This window comes from Halomicronema hongdechloris C2206 (assembly GCF_002075285.3).
GTDB classification, from domain to species: Bacteria; Cyanobacteriota; Cyanobacteriia; order Phormidesmidales; family Phormidesmidaceae; genus Halomicronema_B; species Halomicronema_B hongdechloris.
In genome coordinates this window covers 808,395-824,509 of sequence record NZ_CP021983.2, presented here as the reverse complement: position 1 = coordinate 824,509, position 16,115 = coordinate 808,395, and the positions used below count along the sequence as shown (strand labels likewise).

15 protein-coding genes are annotated in these 16,115 nt (G+C 51.7%); 10 read left to right on the top strand and 5 right to left on the bottom strand.

All coding sequences use genetic code 11. The annotated features are described in order from the left end of the window. Window positions 1-146: 146 nt before the first annotated feature. Together XM38_RS03880 and XM38_RS03875 are read right to left on the bottom strand one after the other, a co-directional pair. Window positions 147-566 carry a hypothetical protein gene (locus XM38_RS03880; RefSeq protein WP_080808756.1) on the bottom strand — a complete coding sequence of 140 codons (420 nt, stop codon included), beginning with the start codon at window positions 564-566 and terminating at the stop codon, window positions 147-149. Between the two features lie 897 nt (window positions 567-1,463). Further along, complete coding sequence (locus XM38_RS03875; protein ID WP_088429131.1) at window positions 1,464-2,081, bottom strand: Uma2 family endonuclease; 618 nt, start codon at window positions 2,079-2,081, stop codon at window positions 1,464-1,466. Between the two features lie 328 nt (window positions 2,082-2,409). Here XM38_RS03875 and XM38_RS03870 point away from each other — a divergent pair, with 328 nt between their 5' ends. The 9 genes from XM38_RS03870 (at window position 2,410) to XM38_RS03830 (ending at window position 13,293) form a co-directional block, all read left to right on the top strand. Then, complete coding sequence (locus tag XM38_RS03870) at window positions 2,410-3,123, top strand: hypothetical protein (RefSeq protein ID WP_080808759.1); 714 nt, start codon at window positions 2,410-2,412, stop codon at window positions 3,121-3,123. A gap of 312 nt (window positions 3,124-3,435) precedes the next feature. Then, complete coding sequence (locus XM38_RS03865) at window positions 3,436-5,334, top strand: Cas10/Cmr2 second palm domain-containing protein (RefSeq protein WP_080808763.1); 1,899 nt, start codon at window positions 3,436-3,438, stop codon at window positions 5,332-5,334. Window positions 5,335-5,354: 20 nt separating this feature from the next. Next, on the top strand, window positions 5,355-6,545 hold the full coding sequence (locus XM38_RS03860; RefSeq protein WP_080808766.1) for a type III-B CRISPR module-associated Cmr3 family protein: 1,191 nt from the start codon (window positions 5,355-5,357) through the stop codon (window positions 6,543-6,545). A gap of 129 nt (window positions 6,546-6,674) precedes the next feature. After that, window positions 6,675-7,724, top strand: coding sequence for an RAMP superfamily CRISPR-associated protein (locus tag XM38_RS03855; RefSeq protein ID WP_080808767.1), 1,050 nt, complete (start codon window positions 6,675-6,677; stop codon window positions 7,722-7,724). Between the two features lie 18 nt (window positions 7,725-7,742). Then, the gene (locus XM38_RS03850) at window positions 7,743-8,165 is read left to right on the top strand and encodes a hypothetical protein (protein WP_080808770.1); all 423 of its coding nucleotides are present in this window, start codon (window positions 7,743-7,745) and stop codon (window positions 8,163-8,165) included. A gap of 231 nt (window positions 8,166-8,396) precedes the next feature. Beyond that, complete coding sequence (locus XM38_RS03845) at window positions 8,397-10,109, top strand: RAMP superfamily protein (RefSeq protein ID WP_080808773.1); 1,713 nt, start codon at window positions 8,397-8,399, stop codon at window positions 10,107-10,109. 28 nt (window positions 10,110-10,137) lie between these two features. Beyond that, window positions 10,138-11,460 carry an AAA family ATPase gene (locus XM38_RS03840; RefSeq protein WP_137455005.1) on the top strand — a complete coding sequence of 441 codons (1,323 nt, stop codon included), beginning with the start codon at window positions 10,138-10,140 and terminating at the stop codon, window positions 11,458-11,460. 18 nt (window positions 11,461-11,478) lie between these two features. Continuing rightward, a protein-coding gene (locus XM38_RS03835) for an ISKra4 family transposase (RefSeq protein WP_088429129.1) occupies window positions 11,479-12,545 on the top strand; the annotation gives its coding sequence in 2 pieces (ribosomal slippage) (window positions 11,479-11,635 and window positions 11,635-12,545; 1,068 coding nt in all). A gap of 52 nt (window positions 12,546-12,597) precedes the next feature. Then, on the top strand, window positions 12,598-13,293 hold the full coding sequence (locus tag XM38_RS03830) for a hypothetical protein (RefSeq protein ID WP_080808776.1): 696 nt from the start codon (window positions 12,598-12,600) through the stop codon (window positions 13,291-13,293). A gap of 147 nt (window positions 13,294-13,440) precedes the next feature. On the opposite strand, the gene XM38_RS03825 is transcribed toward XM38_RS03830, so the two are convergent. From XM38_RS03825 to XM38_RS25705, 3 genes are all read right to left on the bottom strand, one after another. Then, a complete protein-coding gene (locus XM38_RS03825; RefSeq protein ID WP_449271858.1) occupies window positions 13,441-13,812 on the bottom strand; it encodes an ATPase, T2SS/T4P/T4SS family in 372 nt (123 codons plus the stop codon). 108 nt (window positions 13,813-13,920) lie between these two features. Beyond that, complete coding sequence (locus XM38_RS03820) at window positions 13,921-15,102, bottom strand: hypothetical protein (protein ID WP_080808782.1); 1,182 nt, start codon at window positions 15,100-15,102, stop codon at window positions 13,921-13,923. Then, entirely contained in the window at window positions 15,099-15,254 is a 156-nt protein-coding gene (locus XM38_RS25705) for a hypothetical protein (RefSeq protein ID WP_187329263.1), read from the bottom strand. Before XM38_RS25705 ends, XM38_RS03820 begins: the two co-directional genes overlap by 4 nt. Before the next feature lie 273 nt (window positions 15,255-15,527). On the opposite strand from XM38_RS25705, the gene XM38_RS03815 reads away from it, so the two are divergent. Continuing rightward, a complete protein-coding gene (locus tag XM38_RS03815) occupies window positions 15,528-16,112 on the top strand; it encodes a Uma2 family endonuclease (protein WP_080808785.1) in 585 nt (194 codons plus the stop codon). Window positions 16,113-16,115 lie beyond the last annotated feature (3 nt).

Below are 16,115 nucleotides of genomic sequence, written 5' to 3'. Positions count from 1 at the left end.
GCGACGATTGCCGCTGACGATGATCTCAGCATTGCTTCGATATGGCGTCATGATTAAAACCCCAGGGTTCATTCAGAACTCTGGGGTTTAATGGGTAAGTAAGGTGTGATCTAGTGACAGCTTCAACAAACCATCACGCCAAGGCCCTAAACCAAAACCGGCTCGGCGCTGGCCCCATTCTGGGACGGCTCAACCACCGGTATGGTAACGGGGTCAGGGACCGGATCTGCCACCTGCGGATGGCGATAACCTCGACGGCGGCTCCCGCCTGCCATTCCATATTCTTGGCTGGTTTTGCCATAGTGGCTGCCGATGCCCAACAGCATATTCTCGGCCATGGTTTTGGCGGCTTGTTCGGCGACGCGAACATCGTCGGCCATTTTGTCGATGTTGGAGAGGGCGGTGTTGTAGGCTGCCAGTTTGGCCGCCAGATCGCCGACGATGATGGCGAAGTTCTGGACGCTGAGGCCGCCGCCCAGGTCTAGATCGGTGGCGATGGAGCGGATGCTTTCCAGACGGCGTTCTACCTGTTCAAGGGTGGCTGAATTTCGTTTACGGCGTGCCATAATGCACTCCTTTTGCTAAAGAACATATGACAGCTCTGCTGGAATGATATACACCCTGATGTCGGTGTTGCCGATGCAGCCTGGCCCTTGATGTAGGTCATCCCGTTAGAACTATTCCTATACTCTAGGCATTTAAACCTAAAGAGCCTTGAGTAGTTCTCGGGAACTTTTAAGCGGGCTTCAGGGTGGACCTGGGGGAGTTTACTGAGGTCAGGCGCTGGCGTTTGGAGTAAGCCTCAGGGGGGATCAGCATCTGCTTGGGCGCTGATGGTGGCTAGTCGGGCCAGACGCCGGGCTGGGTAGGGAGTTTGGTGACTTGATGGGCTTAGACTCAGAAGTAGATTTGTTCGAGCGTGAGCTACTTTCGTTCGATGCAAAGCAGCTTTTGCTGTAACGAGAGCAGCTATTGGTGTAACGAAAGTAAGTCTCGTTGTAACGTGAGCAGCTATTGTTACAACGTGAGCAACTATTGTTACAACGTGAGTAGCTATTGTTATAACGTGAGCAACTATTGTTCGATGCAAAGCAGCTTTTGGTGTAACGAAAGCAACTATCGTTGTAACAAAAGCAAGTCGCGGTCGAACGTGAGCAGCTTTTGATGTAACGAAAGCAAGTCGCGTTGTAACAACATTAAGGGACGTTGCAATGCAGGGGGCTCTGAGTCGTTGCCGAGATTGGTGCTTTGGAGTCCCGCCGCCGCGGGAATGACGGGAGTGTGATACCTGTGACGGCTAAACCAATATTGGAAAGCATGACCGTCATTCCGGGCAAGCGTCAGCGCGACCCGGAATCCAGGTAGAGGTCTACGCTATTCCGCAGATTCTCGAGGCACGACACCTCGCAATTTCCCTCTTCCCCCAGCCCCTACTTCTACGAGGGGAGCAGGGGAGCCGAGCCTCATGGCCCAGCTCGAAAAATCGCTGTTGCCGTTAATGCTAGATCGGGAAATAGCCCGGATTGGATCGGCTCCTGACCTCGAAACTGACGGACCTGATACTCGTCATCCACCAGACGATAGACCGAGAGGGTCGGCTGCTTGGGATAGCCAATGTAGCGACGTCCGCCCAATCCTAAGTGGTCAACGATCCAATATTCGGCAATCCCCAGGCTCTCGTAATCCACCAGTTTCTTGCCATAGTCATCGCGCCAGTTAGTGCTGACCACCTCGATCACCAAGGGCACTGATATTCCTTGGGTGACGGTTGAGGCTCGCTTCCACAAGGGTTCTTGGGGCAAGGCCTCGCGGTTCAGCAGCAACACATCGGGCAGGTAGGCGGTGTCTTCATCTGGGAGTTTGACCAGAGCTTGCTTGGGCAGCATCAAGGGCTGCTGCAGCCGATGCACTTCCAGTACCAGCACTGAATTTAAGAAGGCGATGATTTCTTCGTGGTCGCCGGTGGGCTGCATCTCGATGGGGGTGCCATGGTGGAGTTCATAGGGTTGGTTGTCGGGTTTCCAGGCGATGAACTCGTCGAAGCTCATCAGCTGGGCATCGGGAAGCGGGATGGTCACCATGGGGCGTGTCGGGGGAGGGAGATCGCTATGGGGCCAGCATAGCCCAGGGGTTAGGATGCCGCTACTCTCACAAGGGGAGCAGGGGAGCCGATCCGTTCTGAGGATGCCATGGTTCTCTGGATGCCCTTTGCGGCAGGCATGCGGGCAGCTATTTCCTGGAGGAGCATGGGTCCTCGCGGGGCCAGAGAATAGCTGTTTGCGGCCTGGGAAATGACCCATGCTCCAGGCTCTCCTCAGGGCGAAAGCAAATTTCCCAAAATGAGAGGGGCTATGTAAGAAGGGCGGACCCGAGATTTATACTGAGGTGCATTAAACTCCACTGGCTTCTATGGTCTTGCTTCATGCTGTCATCGCCCAGGCAACGTCTGACCCCGCCACCCCCACTGACCTGATTAAGCTCTTTCGAGAGTCCCACGCTCAGCTCACCACCAGCTTTAACCTATTCGTTGGTGCCATCAGCACGATCTTTGTGGTCGTGGGCATTCTACTGGCCTTCGTTGGCGTCCGCACTCGCCAGGAAGTGCAGCAGACGATTCAAGAGGTGAAGCTGTCAGTGGCGGAACAGGTGCGTTCAGAAGTAGATCGCCAGATTGCCACTAAGGTAGATGAGGAGATCGGCTACATCAAAAAGATGGTGGGTCGAGAAGCCGCCATTGGCCGTACTCAGGTGGATTATGTATTTGTGGCGGGTGAGCCGGAACGATACCCCACGGAGTATGACCTGTTAGACGCACGCGGATTCCAGATGGCCCCGTTTCTCTATGACCCCGAACGAGCCTGGCCTGAGAGCCATGTCTTTGTGCTGGATCTGATGACGCCGTCGCTATCGCCCGAGCGCAAGGAAGCTTTAGTCAAGGAAGCGGCGGCGAAACTCACCCAACGGCGCCGACCAACGGTGCTGGTGATTTACGTCAAGGGCATAATCGAAGCGGTCAACACGTTTCCTGAAGATTTCAACTACATCATGTCCAATATGCGCGGCACTCTGATTAGCGCAGTGGTTGATGCGGCTCAGATTACCCAAGCTTTGAGAAGCCAGTAACAATAACCTGAATTCGGGTTAAGTCATTCAATCAGCATTCGCTCCTATAGAGCGACCGTAGTGTGGGTTGAGGCACGAAACCCACGGCACTTTGCATCAACCTTCGCACCATGATCGTGGGTCGGTGGGTCGCACTGCGACCCACGCTACGCCCTAGCTTTTCAGAGATTGCTAGGGCTGAAGCTTATTAGAGCAACTTCGTAGCGCCAGGCTTCCTGATTTCAAAAGAAACATTAAATCTGCCTAAATTGCCAGCATTCGCGGCTAGGTTGGTGGGCAATTATGTGTTAACTGCCTATTTCCCCTATTGGTATGTCTAAGCCCGTCTACACGGCTATTACCTTCGCTCCTATCCAAGGCTTTATTGAAAACTCCCGCAAATTGCGAGACCTCTATGGCAGCTCCTACCTGCTCTCGTTCTTATCCTGGGCGATTTGCAGTGCCCAACCAGAGTGCTCTGTGATCTCTCCAGCCCTGCCCAATGTGCGTCAGGGCATGCCGAATCTGATTCTCGTTCGTGGTAACGTGCCGCCGGAAGAGACTGAAACGGCTTTCTTCTCTGCCTGGCAGTGTGTGGTAGATACCTGCCGCCAGTGGATCGAATGCAAGATATCCGACGCCTACTACTGGGAACGGTCCTGGGGACTGTGGGCAAAGTATGCCTGGGAGTTCTTTATCGCAACTGGATGCTCCATCCCAGCCGCGAGAACGGCAGTGCTGGAGAAAAAACGCTCCCGCAACTGGACGGGCGTCAACTGGACGGGTGAAAGCTCAACTCTGTCAGGGGCCGATGGCATCGCCTGGCCCAAGCTAGGGTATCTCAGCCCCCGCGACATCAACTACCAGCAGCAAAAGACTGAAATTGAGGCCTTCTATGCCACCCTGAGCCGAACCCTGGGTCAGGCATTCATAGAAGCCGTCGGACTCACGCCTGCTGATCCTGAGACGAAAGCCATTGAGTACGGTGCTGCCTTCGTCGATCCAGACGAGGAACTGAGCATTCCAGAGCTGGTCAAGCGCTTAGTCACCCACAAAGCCCTTTCTGAAAGAATCCAGACGAACTACCAGAGCCAAGTCAGAGACTATGACCTCGATCGCGATCAGCTACAATCCATCACCGCCATTGCTCATGAACTAGATCCACAAAGGTTTACTGATTTAAATCGCCTCAAGCGCAAGTATAAAAAAGCGAATCAAGCCCTAGAGCCGGAATACTGGACGGGCTGGTTCATGGGCGACGGCGACAACGCCGGTAACTATCTGGCCCATCACTGCCACAGCGACGAGGATTACACCGACTTTAGTTGCCAAATGCGACAGTGGGGCCAACGACTGTACCAGAACGAATGGCCCCAAGCGGATGGAAATGGTCAAACCGAGCCTATTCTGCCTGGCAATGGCCGCATGATTTACGCGGGGGGCGATGACTTTCTCGGGGTGCTCTACCGGGAACGGGCAGAAATACAGCCCCATGAGTGTCTGCACTGGTTCAGTACTTTTAAGTCTCACGTTTGGGAGAATCCTGATCTGACTCGCCCCTCGGCAGCGGTGAGCAATGCTCCTCCGACTTCTGATAACGACTCAAAACCCATCACGGTGAGCGTTGGGTTTGTGTGGGCGGCTCCCAAGGTGCCCCAGCGAGATGTGTTGCAGCATTGCCGCGAAGCAGAGAAGTCGGCAAAGAGGCACGGCAAAGACCGCATCGCCTTTCGCATTTTGTTCAACGGCGGTAATCACTTGGAGTGGGTCTGTCCCTGGTGGCTGTTGGAAGGTGATTTTTCGGGATCGCAGGATCTAGATTCTCTGGATACCCATGACTTAAGCGGGTTAATGCCAACCTGCAACGATCCAGGCTGGACCCATATCTATAACGATATTGCTGTCCTCGAAGCTCGCCACGCCTTTCATGGCGCCCAGATTGATGTAGCGCTCGGGTTGATCGAGGTTTACTTTGGTCGTCCGTATCGTCAGCTATTAGGACATCCATCCAACTGGTGGAACCGGGATGATCCCAACACCGGCAAGCGCCTCTTTAGCGGCATCTTGGGTGACCCTCAGCGATACATGCCGGAGTTCGATAGCTCTAATGATGCCTGGCAGCGCCTTAACACCCATAGGTTTGTACTGCGAGATTTCAACACCTGGGTCATCAACCTGGCCAAAGTCGGCTTTCACCTGAATCGCTCAGACATGGCCCAACTCGCCGCCTAAGCAGCCACCCGTAAAATGCTATGACCACCGATAGCCCCTCCTTACCGCCCTTTCAATACCTGATCACCATCCAGCCGTTGGGTCTGCTCTATGGCAGTACCGGGCGATTTCTATCTCCGGAAAACTTGGTGGGGCGATCGGGCAGCCAATTCCCTCCTAGTACCGCCGTCTTATCTGGCTTAATCGCGGCCCACTACGCTCAGCACGCCGAGAGTAAGCAAGCCCTAGACGACATCCTCAAGCCCCTCTGTTTGGCGGGTCCTTTCTGGCAGTGGACCCACACCGCCGATAGAGAAAATATCTACGTTCCTACTCCCATGAACTGTCTGGCCAAGCTAGAGCCTCAGCACGATGCAACCGACGTGTCTGAAGGATCGTTAGTCAATCGCCTGGAGTGGGATGGCCAGAGCTGGCAACCTATCTCAGATAAAGCTCTCGGTAAACCTGAAGGAGGCACCTGGGTCGCCATCAACGATTGGAAAAAACTGAACGAATGGCAACCCGACTATCAGGAGCCGACTGTCTACGGTGATCCTTGGCGTTACACCCCCCATCTCCATCCCTACCTGATGGAAAACGAACGCCGGGTCGATGCCGATCGCGAACGTGGCAGTCTGTTCTTAGAAAATGGGGTGCAAATGCATCCTGAGACGTGTTTGGTCTATCTCTCCAACCTCTCGGTGGAAAACGGCTGGTACCGCTTCGGCGGTGAAGGACACATGGTAGAGCTCACCTGTCACCCGATCTCAGCAGGTTCTGAACTCCATAAGCTGCTATCCCATCCGTTGGGCAAAAGCTTTGCCTTGATTACCCCGGCTGTTTGGGGCTCAAACCGTCTGTCTTACCGTAGTCCCAGGCTGCTGAAGAAAGGCGACAAGAGCCGCCACCAGCTTGCAGAGATCAACAGAGACCTAGCCAAACTCTGGGATGTCGCCACGTTAATCACGGAACGTCCCACGACGTTTCGCTACCGCCTGGGCAACCGCAAGAACCAGCAGGGAGAAGATGTCCATCAACCTAACCAGCCTAAGGTCCTGTCGCGAGGTCGCTACGCCGTCCCGGCTGGCAGCGTTTATGTCTTGCAAGACACGTTCCCCGATCACCATGCCACCTGGCAAGACTGGCCCCTGGACTGGTTCCCCCGCGAGGGACCCTCTCTCAAACGCTGGGGCTGTGGCTTGGCGTTGCCCGTATCGGGGGCGCTACCGTAATTCTCCTGTGTTCCCGTGTGCGCCCCGTGGGTTACGGCTCTGATGTCGGCCCCCAGCGCCGGTTTCCCTCCCGATCGCGCCTAACCCACGCTACGTGTTTCTGCGTCGTTCTTTGTTTCTCGTTTTCCTATGTATCACAGAGCCTACGGCATCATCGAAACCCTGGCCCCGCTCCATGTGGGGGCCAGCGCCGGCGAAGAAACCGGTAACCTGAATCTGATCTTTCGCGACCAGTTCACCCAGACGGGAATTATCCCCGGCAGCTCCATTCGCGGTCGCTTTCGCGCCGATATGCGCCTGAGACGGCAACAGCACTTAGAAGCATCGTTGAAGGCAGCAGGCGTTGACCTTCCAGCAGCGACAGCCCGTAAAGTCAGCAGTCCGGAGGACCCAAAGAAACGGTTGCCCCGGCTGGAATGGCTAGAGCAGGAAGCCGAGAAGCAATCGATTTCAGTGCCTGAGCTGGTGAACGAAAATCACTGGTATGGTCATCATGCCGTCACCGGTCAGGAAGATGGCGGCACCACAGAGGCACTGGTTAAGTTTGAGTATGCGTCCCTGGTATGGATTCCAGTCTTTTGTCCAGGACAGCCGGTGGTCTGGGTGAGCTGTCCCCGACTATTGCGTCGCTACAAACAGATTACTGGCAAGCCTGAGCCAGTGCTTCGTCCCAAGGCAGCGGCTGATGGCCAACCAAAGCAATATCCGGTAAAGCTGCGGGAACACCGCGATCGCCTCTTCTTCAACTTAGGATTTCTGGATAATTTGGCGGAAACGCCTGACCTGTCTAACTGGGTTCCCAAAGACTCGCAGATCCAGCCTGACAACTTAGTGGTTGTGGATGATCAAGACATCAGCATCATTCATGACATGGCGCTCTATCGTCAAACCCGCACCAAGCTAGAAGACGATGTCAAAAAAGTAGAAAACTTCTTCGGGTTTGAAGCACTGCCCGAAGACAGTATCTTGATCTTTCCGATTGCTGTAAAAGACAGCGTTCCGCACTATGACAGAGCCTCGGACGCTTCCGCAGATGGCAGTGCCCGCTGGAAACCCTTTAAAAATCGCACCCTGCGAGAGCTGTACTTCGGGGGCTTGGAATCTATCGGTTGTGGTCACTGTGAAGTGACGCTGGCTGGCGACTATTTTGGCGATACGCCAGACGATGCAGACGCATAATGCGAGGAGGAAATATCTATGGGATGGCAAGCATACGGACTCGATAGAGAAGCCCAGTGGCTGGTGCTTCAGGCGCTAGATATTGATAACGATAAAGATATAAAAGGTGACGCCTGTCTGCGTGAATCTTATAAGATGCGGGAATCAGTCGCCTATGGGTTGGAACGGTTTTGGGGCGAACACATGCGTCATCAAGGGAAACAAGAGAAAAAGTCCCGGTATTGGAAAGCCACCTGGGACATACTGGCTAACATACTGGGTCCAGCAGATGTCACTCTTCCCAACGACTCTGACCCTAAAGCAATGGCACAAAAGCTTTGGGGAGAAATTCCAGTAGATTCCAGCGGCAAAATGTTAACTCTAGAAGACCAACGATTGGCCCTGGCAGTGCTGACCCAACTCTGCGATTGTCTGGTCTGGTGGACCCAGCGATATAAGTAGATGCGCAACTCCATGTCCTTTAGAGAAGTAGGATGGACAACCCCATCACAGGTCACCTCAGCAACATGCGACAGGCTTGGTTTGCCCATCATTTATTCGCAACGGCTGGCATTGCTTGGCTCAATCACCATCAGCCCAAACTCTAAACGAGACAATGCCCGCCCTACCACTTTCTTCATGCCGAGTTTGGCCTCTATCCCCAGTCCATCCCTTAACTCTCGCTATTGACCCATGTCTACTCTCACCGATGCCGCCAACAAAGTTCCCCTGATGTTTCGGGCTCAGGTGGAGGGGCGCTGCCAGGTACAGCGACTGATTCCCAAGGCCTTGGAACAAGATGCCGAGCGCTGGGCCGATGAATGGGTCGACAAAGCCTATCCCGATGCGCCTAATTTTGGCAAAGACGTGCAAACCCGCCCCTATGCTCTGAGCTGGCGCTTCATTACCAATAGCGGTCAAGACGACGGGGTGATTCGTCCGGTAATTGGGGCCAGGGGTTGGCCCTTTTACCCCGGCAGCAGCATGAAGGGCGTATTTCGCCAGGCGGCTCACCAATTGGAACGGGCCGGGGAATTAAAACTGGGGACATGCGATCGCTACTGCGGCGAAAAACTAGAAAATAATGACTTTCGCCCTGGTATTTTACGATTTCACGGCGGCTACCCCACCGACACCCGCTGGACTCAGAACCTGGTGGATATTGTCCATCCCCAGCAGCAGTGGCAGGTCAAATCGAACGATAAGGAAGGCGGGGCATTCATACAGATCTCCCTCTATAAACCCGAGCTGATAGTCGGCATCTCCAGCACTACTCCCCTGGATGACCTTGAATGGGAACAAATCTGGCACATCTGGGAAACGGCGCTGTCCCTGGGGCTGGGCTGCCGAGTCAGTGCTGGCTATGGCCAACCTCAACAACGCAGCGGCGATATTCTCTACCGCACGCGCCTCAAAGGTCAGGGTCAGGCGGCCAAGTTAGTAGATGGCACTGGAGAGTTTCGCCCCAATGTCTTTCGCGCCGCCATCCGGGGCCATGCCTTGCGTATCTTTGGCGGCTTAACCAATGCCGACCAGGCTGAAGGTCTGGTCCAGGATCTCTTTGGTGGCATTAGGGGTGGAGCCACTGTGGGCTTGCTGAGTATGGCCTTTCTCGACACCCAGTTGGAGCTGGATGATTTTGGCCAAGGTTCCTATAGTCAGCCCACTTACACCGTGGAGGGAGAATTGCTCTGGCGACTCACCCGAGACCTACCTCAGCCCCAGCGGCAAGCCCTGACTAAACTGATCGAGGCCCTGACCCGCTTCGCCATGGTCTTCGGTGGCTTTGGCAAATCCTGGCGCCGGGCTGACCATCGTCTGGTTTACCCTGACTATTATGATCAGGGCTACAAACCGCTAATCGGTTGCCACTGGGAATGGCTGGGCAAGCGGTCCCAAGTGCGAGATGTGCGGGTGCGCAAGCTAGAAAAAGTAGGCGACTTCATTGCCGAAGTGCGCCAGGCGGCCAAGGAATGGATGCAGCTGCAGACCAGGACGCCCCAACTCGACACCCATGCCAACTGGCGAGAGGCCTGGCATCCAGACAAGGTGCAGGTGTGGGGACGCGAAACCGACGGACTGGAAGATTGTGAAGCGGTGCGATGGCTGCATGGCCCCTATCGAGAGGCGATTCCGTCGGTCGGCATTCCGGAAGGATCGATTTACCGCTCGTCTATTACCGGGCAGATGGGCAATGTCGGGCGGCTGTGGCACCGCATGTATCCCAAAGTACGACTGGTGAAGGATCCTGAGAACCCTAAGAAGCCCATGCCCTTGGTCACCCGGCAATATTTTGAGCTAGTCACCGTGTTTCCCGATGACTCAGTGGAATCGGAGCAGCTGCTAGGGTTTCTCAATGGCCAGCAAACATTATTCAAAAAGCTATGGCCGATGCCAAGACACTGATTTTTAGCCTCATTATCCTTCCACGAAAATGGAACTTAGAGATTTACTTAATATAAGACGCCTAGAAGAGTTTCCAGGGCGAAATAGATATCGACAAAGGTTTCGTAATAATCTTCGAATGTCTACCAGAAAGCGCTTCTATGTCTTTAACATTTATGGAGATAGCAAGGTTGGGAAAACATTCTTATTAAAAGAGTTCAGGAATATTGCCCTTGAAAATAATTCATTTACATCCCTAATCCAAAAAGATCTGAATGATATTCCATCAATAATGCAAAAGATATATGAAGATCTGAAAGAGTCTGAGGTATCAAATCCAATTTTTGAAGAACATTATTCAACCTATATCAGATTAAAGTCAAAGTTAAAGAATACCACGGACATACCCGAAGCGTATATTGATCTAATCGGTAGCAACCTTACCAACATCAATGATTTTAGGATATCTCCTGAGAAGGAAAAGATAAAAAATCGTCTTGATATTAATAGAATTGGACAAGATAGAGAAATTCAAGAAGGCTTTCAGAAAGCGATTTTGGACCTAAAGAAGTTTATTAAGTCAGAAATTGTAAATTCAGACGATAGGAAATTACTTGAAAACCCTATAGATGTTCTAACATTTGAACTCCTAAGAGCACTTAGAAGTGCTGCTATTGATCAACCTATAGTACTTTTTTTTGATGACTATCATATCAACAAAAACATACTGGATCCATGGCTAATAGGATTAGTAGAAACAGTTGGCTCTAGTAGAGGGCTACCAGGAAATTCAATTGTGGTTATCTCAGGTCGTGAAAAGCTAGATAGGGAAACATGGCTCTTATTTGACTCATTTATATCTGACGTCAAGTTAAATCGGTTTAGGGCCAATGATATCTCTGTAATTCTTGATCACCAAGGAATTAAAGATGAGATTATCAAGAGATTTATATCAAAGTTAACGGGTGGCGTTCCTCTTCATCTGAAAGACTTGGTAAAAGATTTGCGGAATATCACAAAAAATAATATTCATTTAGATGAAACTATCGTATTGGAATGCTATCTCAATAATCGTAAAACCTTGATAAATAGAAAAATATTCTTGGATCTAGCGGTCCCTAGAATTATAAATGAAAGTATTTATAATCTCCTCGTGGGTACAAGACTTAAACAAACTAGCTTTGAATTATTCACGACAATTCCTTTTTTAATTCATCGTTCTGATGGATGGCTTTATGATTCCCTAATAAGGGAAAAAACAATTAGTTATAGAAGGTCGACGCTCAACCCTGAACTGCAAGAGACTCATCGAAGGCTGGGGAGCATCTCATTTTTGCGAGAACCCAGCATCTGTGCTGAGATGAAAGGGTAGTCTCTACCCCAAAAGCTCTTGTCCCCCGAAGACCAAGCCGCCTTAGCCCAGCATAGCCGCGAGATTGCCAAGATTCTGCATCGCAATAGCCCTCCTGAAGCCGTTGACACACTTGAAGGCATTGAAACGACGGTGCGGCAGCAGATGCTGGAGCACGTCAGTCCCGAAGTGGGAATTTTTTTGTCGAAGCGTGCACCCAAACCCAACGGGGACGCCCCCGGCAGCTAAAAAGTGTTCTGGGGACCCTCCCGATTCGGGAACAGCAAGCCCAGCGGTTGGGCCTCGAACCCCACGGTCGTCTCAGCCCGCTCTTTGAGAAATGTGCGTTGCGGGTTGCGGCCTGCCAAAGCTATGGGAAAGGCGAAACCGACGTGTCCGTTTTAACGGGGATGTCGTTGAGTCATTCAACGCTGCAACGCCTCGTGCAACGCCAACGTGAGACCCCACCGGAGGCGAAGCAGACGGTCACCGAGATCAGTGTCGATGGCGGTAAAGTGCGCCTGCGGCATCCGGAAAAAGGCGAACCCAGTTACTGGAAAGAATACAAGAGTGCTCGGGTCGAGAATCTGTACTATGGGGCGGCGTTTCAGGCAAATGACTGGCTGCAAGACTGGCTAAATAGCCAACCGTTAGCGAACCCCATCATCTGCCTTGGCGATGGGCATCGGGGCGTCTGGGCGGTGTTTCGTCCCATCGCCACCGTGGAAACCCGTTTAGAAATTCTCGATTGGTACCACTTGGTCGAAAACCTCTATGGAGTTGGGGGCTCATTAAAACGGCTGAAACAAGCCAAAGCTCTGTTATGGGAAGGGCGGGTTGATGAAACCCAGGCGTTATTTACCGACTGCGCTCTGGAGCAAGCCCGGCGATTCTGTGATTACTTGGAGCGACATCGTCACCGAATTGTGAATTACGGCTATTTTCAAGCTGAACAAATCTGTTCGATTGGCTCAGGTGCAGTTGAGTCAGCCATCAAGCAGATTGACCATCGCATGAAACTCCCAGGCGCTCAATGGGTGCCCGACAATGTTCAGCAAGCCTTGCAGGTGCGATGTGCCTATCTGAATAGAGCCTACGATTGTTGATGTTTTTGCAACTTTGAGATGCTCCCGAAGGCTGAGCAGACACTATCAAGATTTGCTGTCCGAAATAAGACAGGATCTAGATTGTTTAGAAAAAAACGATTCAAAATATTCTCGCTATGAGAATTATCTAAAAAAGCACCAAATAGAATTTTATTACCATGAAATTTGTGCTACTGGAACTGATCGCCTTTTAGATGCAATTAATGAATTCTGGATGAATTTCATTGAATCAACTAAATATGCTGCAGATATTGCTAGTTCCATCTTACAGGCTGGTGAAGACAGCGATGAGGAAGAAATCTATAATTGCGGTAGTCAGCTATTGACTTGCATAGGTTTATATGAAGAGAAAGATTTTTCCGAATTGATCAACATTATTAATGAAATCATTGAGAGATGGGGATTTTTAATTAGTGATGATGTTTGCTCACTATTGACCTGCCTTAGGGATTTCTTTCAAAATGAATTAGAATCAGATGAATATTTAGAAGAAGATCAAGTTAAAACTTACGATGAAATAAAGCAGCGGAACGAACTTTTTGATTTAATCCAAAATCTTCCACAAGTTCAGTTTGAACAACTCCTATTCATAGTAAAGCCACCCTCTAATGTCATACCCAAAAGTTCTGCAGCACAGGGTATCCGTACTTATGCATTACTAGAGTGGAGTGAAAGTAGTTCTGAATGTGGTCTTCAAAGAATAGATGAAGCCCTAAAAACATTGTCAACCTCTCTAATTAGGAAATAATACCAATTCTTCGAAATGACTCTATAGATGTTCTCCTAAACTCAGCGTAGAGAAGCCGGGCACATCAAAAAAATACTGTCAACCTGCGAAATGTCAGTTATCTCAGGAAAATGCGACAATTCTGGCTTGCCCATTTTTCTGAGGAACTTAGCTATAGGTAAGCTTTTCAGACGCCACGGCAAATGCGTCTGACCCAGAGGGCACCAGCTGTAAAACCTCCGTATCGGCCGCTGTTTTTCGGGTCAAAGAACTGCGGGGAAGCACCCTGAGCACTTCTTCAGAGGTGGTGGCGCCGGTCAATAACTTCTCAATGGCCGCACCGCGAAAGGATAGGAAGCCGACTTTGCTGAGGTGATGTTGCAATTGGGTAATGGTGCCGTCGTACATGATCTCGCGAATGCGATCATCGACTTCCAGCAGCTCCACGATGGCTTCGCGGCCTAGGTACCCGGACTGAAAGCACTGGCTGCAGCCCCGTCCCCGCCGCCAGTTTCCCTGCTGAACTTGAGCTGAACTCAGTCACGGTGCAAAAGCTGATTCAAAGGGTCGTGGGTTTCGTGCCTCAACCCACACGACGGCCGCTCCATGGGAGCGAATTCTGATTGAATGACTTAACCCAAGCTCGGGTTACTCCAGGAAGAAAAGGTCGACTTGATTGCGGGGCAGGATATTACCGGGAACCAGTTGTTCCCATAGAATGGTGGTTGCCAGATCCCGATTTTCCCCAGATGGGCTCAATAAAATATCAAAATCATCGGAGAGTTGCGAGGGATTACCAGCAGCACCATTCATGGCCGTTAACAGGGCCTCGGAAAAATCAATACCTGGAATCAGAACCGGTAAGGGAGCAGCTTGGAGTTGGTCGATGAGTTGGTCGCGGATAATCTGCTCGGTAAGGTTGAGATCAATGCCCCCAGCGATATTCTCTTTGACATAAATTTGGGCAATGGTCTTTTGATCCTGGGTGTCCAATTCGAGCGGGTCCACCACAAGGATGTACTGATTGACATTGGCAATAAACAAGAAATTAATGGGTATATACACCTGGAAATTGGCACCGGGCACATTAATTTGAGCAAAGTAGATAAACCCGAAGCCCTTAGCCGGTCGGTTATTCAACCCGATCGCTGGATGACTCACTCGCGGTACGAAATGGAGGCGATGGCGAATGCTTTGGATGGCTGGGATATCGTTGCGCATACCCTGTTCTATGGAGTCTGCCAGGGTTTCGAATAGCAGACGAGACAGGGTTTCCATATCAAAGCAATCTTCCTCCTCCGCTTCGAGCAGAAAGCAATTATCGCCCTCTGTAATGGACCAGGGAATCGTCCGATCATCGGCTTCAACTCTCGCCAACCAGGATGCGCCTGCATGGGCATCTCCGATTTGGGGGGCGGCTTCGACTCGGTTATCACCTTGATTAAGTGTCAGAAACGTTAATTTGCCAATTTGGTTAGGGACATAGTTGGGGTCACCGGTCGTTCCTCCCAGAATGGCTTCTTTGGGGCTACTGATGGCGAGGTAGTAGTAGGTTTCGCTGAAATCCGGCGGATTATTGGCTTCGGTAATGCTGAGCTGAATAGCGAGCTCGTTAATCGAATCAACAGCGGGTTGACCTTGAAAGGTCTGGACCCGAGCCAGGGTATCAATTCGCCCACGTTTGATCTCCAGGGCGTTGACGGTGATGGTTTGATTCGCCTGTTCTCCCTGGGTCAGTCCAGTGACGGTGATCTGGGCGCAGGCAGTCAATGCCACCCCCAATAAAATGGGTAATCGCTGACTAAGGCGCAGGCTGCGGATTGTTTTCATAGCGTCTCATCGACTCTGAGGGGGAGGTCTGTTTTCCCAAAGAAGGGCCAGGCATTGGGTAGAGTGATCTCTGGCAAGGGAAACTGGGTCACGCCACCTATGCCCACTTGAGATAACTCCTGCCGGATCGTTACGTCACCAGATGTCAGCATGGTTGTCATATCCCTGGACAGAATTGGGGCGGTTTCAGAGTGTAACCAAGGAAAGTAGGGTGGGCAATCCCATCACAGGTCACCTCAGCAAAATACGACAATCCTGGCTTGCCCACCAACTATGCGAAACGGCGGGCATTGCTTGGCTCAATCACCATCAGCCCAAACTCTAGATGAGACAATGCCCACCCTACCACCTTGGTGTCACTGCCAGCTATTAGGGAGATGCCAGAATAAAAACACCCACAGCACCTTAGTACTGGAGGGGGTGTGATGACACCGTCAACCGCCACAACCCAGATCAGCTTTGAAGACTATGTCGCCTACGACGACGGCACTGCCGCTCGCTACGAACTGGTGGATGGAGCACTGGTCGCAATGACGCCACCAACGTTTCGGCATATGCTGATAGCTAAATTCATTGAGCAGTGCCTCGATACTGAAATTCGTCGTTTAGGCTTTAGATGGCTGTGTTTTCGAGAAGCGGGGATTCGTACCGGCGTCCGGAAATCACGTTTGACTGACGTTTATGTACTAACTCCAGAGCAGGTCAGCAATTTTCTTGATGAATCCGCCATTTGCCAAACTGCTCCCTTACTGACGGTGGAGGTGGTGAGTCCAGAGTCCGTCAGCCGCGATTACCGTTACAAGCGCACGGAATATGCCGCCCTGGGCGTACCAGAATATTGGATCGTTGACCCCTTGCAGTCAACGGTGACGGTGCTGCAGCTTGACGAAGGCATGTATGAGGAGACGGTGTTTGTCGGCCATCAGCCACTGGTATCCCCAACGTTTCCAGAGCTGGACCTGACGGTGGAGACACTACTGGCAGCTGGAGAGCTCGCTGAAGAAGAGTAGAGA